Below are 3,636 nucleotides of genomic sequence, written 5' to 3' on the forward strand. Positions count from 1 at the left end.
CGTGGGGGTAATCCACGTTCGGCGAAAAGGGGGTTACAGGTTTTGCAGGATCTCGCGTGCCTTCGCGGCGGTCTCCGACGGCGTCTTGCCGACCTTGACGCCCGCTGCCTCCAGCGCCTCCTGCTTGCCCGCCGCGGTGCCCGCACCGTCGGACACGATGGCGCCGGCGTGGCCCATCGTCTTGCCTTCTGGCGCAGTGAAACCCGCGACGTAGCCGACGACCGGCTTGGATACGTTGGCCTTGATGTAGGCGGCGGCCTTCTCCTCGGCGTCGCCGCCGATCTCGCCGATCATCACGATGACCTTGGTCTCGGGATCCTTCTCGAAGGCCTCGATGGCGTCGATGTGCGTGGTGCCGATGACCGGGTCGCCGCCGATGCCGATGGCGGTCGAGAAGCCGAGATCGCGCAGCTCGTACATCATCTGGTAGGTCAGCGTGCCGGACTTCGAGACCAGCCCGATGGGACCCTTACCGGTGATGTTGTTCGGCGTGATGCCGACCAGCGACTCACCAGGGGTGATGATGCCGGGGCAGTTCGGCCCGATGATGCGGGTCTTCTCGCCCTTCTCGACGTTGTAAGCCCACGCATAGGCGCTGTCCTGCACCGGGATTCCCTCGGTGATGATGACCAGCAGCGGGATCTCGGCGTCGATGGCTTCGATGATGGCGTCCTTGGAGAACGCCGGCGGCACGAAGGCGATCGACACGTCGGCGCCGGTCTCCTTGATGGCCTCGGCGACGCTGCCGAACACCGGCAAGCTGACGTCGTTGCCGTCCTTGTCCTTGTGCGACACGGTGGTTCCGGCCTTGCGGGCATTCACGCCGCCGACCACCTGGGTGCCTGCCTTGAGCATCAGTGCGGTGTGCTTGGTGCCCTCGCCGCCGGTGATGCCCTGGACGATGACTTTGCTATCTGCATTCAGGAAGATGGACATGTTCTGTTGACTCCCTTACTTGTTGGCCAGCTCGGCGGCCTTGTCGGCGCCGGCGTCCATGGTCTCGGCCTGGATCACCAGGGGGTGGTTGGCCTCGGCCAGGATGCGGCGGCCCTCTTCGACGTTGTTGCCGTCGAGACGGACGACCAGCGGCTTGTTCGCGTCGGCGCCGAGCTTCTTCAGCGCGCCGACGATGCCGTTGGCCACCGCGTCACAGGCGGTGATGCCGCCGAACACGTTGACGAACACGCTCTTGACCTGGCTGTCGCCGAGGATGACGTCGAGGCCTGCGGCCATCACCTCGGCCGACGCGCCGCCACCGATGTCGAGGAAGTTGGCGGGCTTCACTCCGCCGTGCCTCTCCCCGGCGTAGGCGACGACGTCCAGCGTCGACATGACCAGACCGGCGCCGTTGCCGATGATGCCGACGGCACCGTCGAGCTTGACGTAGTTGAGGTCGTTCTCCTTGGCCTTGAGCTCGAGGGGATCGGTGGCGTCCTTGTCCTCGAACTCCTCGTGGCCGGGCTGGCGGAAGTTCGCGTTCTCGTCGAGCGTGACCTTGCCGTCCAGAGCCAGGATCTGATCGTCGGGCGTGCGCACCAGCGGGTTGACCTCGACCAGGGTGGCGTCCTCGCCGACGAAGACCTCCCACAGCTTCTGGATGGTCACGGCCGCGGCGTCGAGCACCTCGGCGGGCAGGTGGCCCTGCTCGGCGATCGAACGGGCGAAGGCCAGGTCGACACCCTTGACGGCGTCGACCGGGACCTTGGCGAGCCGCTCGGGCTTGGTGGCGGCGACCTCTTCGATCTCCATGCCGCCCTCGACCGAGCACATGGCCAGGTAGGTGCGGTTGGAGCGGTCGAGCAGGAAGGAGATGTAGTACTCCTCGGCGATGTCGCTGGCCTCGGCAACAAGGAGCTTCTTGACGACGTGGCCCTTGATGTCCAGGCCGAGGATGTTGGAGGCGTGCTCCAGCGCATCAGCGGGGGTGGCCGCGTACTTCACGCCGCCGGCCTTACCGCGGCCGCCGACCTTGACCTGAGCCTTCACCATGACCGGCTTGCCGATCTCTTCGGCGATCGCCTTGGCGTCGTCGGCTGAATCGGTGACGCGGCCGGGGGTAGTGGGAACGTTGTGCTTGGCGAACAGCTCTTTCGCCTGATATTCGAAGAGATCCATGAGCTCTGAGAAATCCCTGTCTGTCTGCGTTGACGTTTGACTTCAATTCAGCGTGTGGGCCTAGACCGGCTCGCTGGGCACTTTATCGACCCTCGGCGCGACCACCCGCATCGCCCACCTGAGTTGTGCTATATCTCACCGGGGCCCGCCAGTGATACAGCTCACAATCCCGGTTGGAATACCCACTTAGGTTGCCACCCTCATCCGGGTTTGGTTAACGTGCCTACTGGTCCAGATCACGGCAAGGTCACGAAAAGAAGGACATCGCAGGTTGCCTGAGCACAGTTCGCCCCGCCCCGACAAGGGGACCGCGACGAGCGCTCGCACCAAGAGCAGTCCCCTCTCTGCCGCTGAAGTCACCGACATCATCCCGTTCAACGAGTTCGGTGACCTGCATGAACTCGATTTCCGGGATAGTTCGGCCTTCGACAAGGAGCAGCGCGTCATCGCCGCCCCGGAGCTCGACGACATGCACGACACCGACGATCTGGTGCCGTTGCGGTTGGCGGTGCCCTCCGAGTTCGAAGCGGCAGTCGACTCCGATGAACCCAAGCGTTCGACCCGCGGCTACCGCGACAGCCACACCGATCTGAGCGACGGCCTGGCCAAGACCGACATCATCGACATCCGCGGCCAGCGTCTCGGTGGCGGCTCGCATCGCAAGCAGACCGTCGGCGCCGTGAAGAGCCGGCTGCTGATCGCCGCCATGGCCGCCGGCGCCACCGCCTCGGGCGCCTACACCCTGAGCACCGCTGACTCGACCACCACCGCATCGGACACCGTGCTGACGGCCGGCCAGTCCGGGATCAGCGGTGGCGTCATCACCGGTTCCTCGGACGGCATGCAGATCGTCACCGTCGAGCCGGCGGCCAGCTCCGCCGTGCACGCCGAGGAGATCACCAAGGCCGCCGCCTTCGCCCAGGAGCGCGCCGAGCGCGAGGCCCGGCTATCCCGGCCGCTGTTCGTCATGCCCACCAAGGGCGTGTGGACGTCGGGCTTCGGCTACCGCTGGGGTGTCCTGCACGCCGGCATCGACATCGCCGGACCGATCGGCACGCCCATCGTGGCGGTCTCGGACGGCACCGTCGTCGACGCGGGACCGACCGCGGGCTACGGCGCGTGGGTCAAGATCCGCCACAGCGACGGCACCGTCACCCTGTACGGGCACGTCAACACCTGGCTGGTGTCGGTGGGTCAGCGCGTGATGGCCGGCGATCAGATCGCGACCATCGGCAACCGCGGCAACTCCACCGGCCCGCACTGCCACTTCGAAGTCTTGCTCAACGGCAGCAACCGCATCGACCCGGTGCCGTGGCTCGCCCAGCGGGGGCTTAGCCCCGGCACCTACGTTGGATGACGTGAGTCCCGAAGCCATACCCGAGGATCCCCGCACCAGCATCATCCGCCGGAACCCCACCGGCTCGTTTCCGGCCGTCGCACCCGTACTCGGCGACGATCGCACCACGTTCGTCCGCACCCCCGCCGAGTCCGAGCAGACCAGCTACATCCCCAGGCCCACTC

General features: G+C 66.3%; 3 protein-coding genes. 1 reads left to right on the forward strand and 2 read right to left on the reverse strand.

The annotated features are described in order from the left end of the window. Positions 1-33: 33 nt before the first annotated feature. Together sucD and sucC are read right to left on the reverse strand one after the other, a co-directional pair. Positions 34-936: a succinate--CoA ligase subunit alpha gene (sucD, locus tag ACRDUX_RS38285; protein ID WP_526422344.1), complete on the reverse strand. Its 903-nt coding sequence runs from the start codon at positions 934-936 to the stop codon at positions 34-36. A gap of 15 nt (positions 937-951) precedes the next feature. After that, the gene (sucC, locus tag ACRDUX_RS38290; protein WP_526422346.1) at positions 952-2,115 is read right to left on the reverse strand and encodes an ADP-forming succinate--CoA ligase subunit beta; all 1,164 of its coding nucleotides are present in this window, start codon (positions 2,113-2,115) and stop codon (positions 952-954) included. A gap of 271 nt (positions 2,116-2,386) precedes the next feature. Between sucC and ACRDUX_RS38295 the strand changes: the two genes are divergently transcribed. Then, positions 2,387-3,472 carry a M23 family metallopeptidase gene (locus ACRDUX_RS38295; RefSeq protein WP_477494917.1) on the forward strand — a complete coding sequence of 362 codons (1,086 nt, stop codon included), beginning with the start codon at positions 2,387-2,389 and terminating at the stop codon, positions 3,470-3,472. Positions 3,473-3,636: the final 164 nt, after the last annotated feature.

Origin of the sequence: Mycobacterium sp. (genome assembly GCF_050701675.1) — a bacterium.
In the GTDB taxonomy this organism is placed as follows: Bacteria; Actinomycetota; Actinomycetes; order Mycobacteriales; family Mycobacteriaceae; genus Mycobacterium.

Excerpts from the sequence above, each read along its gene's own strand:
- sucC (WP_526422346.1), bottom strand. The coding sequence starts at position 2,115 with ATGGATCTCTTCGAATATCAGGCGAAAGAGCTGTTCGCCAAGCACAAC.
- sucD (WP_526422344.1), bottom strand. The coding sequence starts at position 936 with ATGTCCATCTTCCTGAATGCAGATAGCAAAGTCATCGTCCAGGGCATC.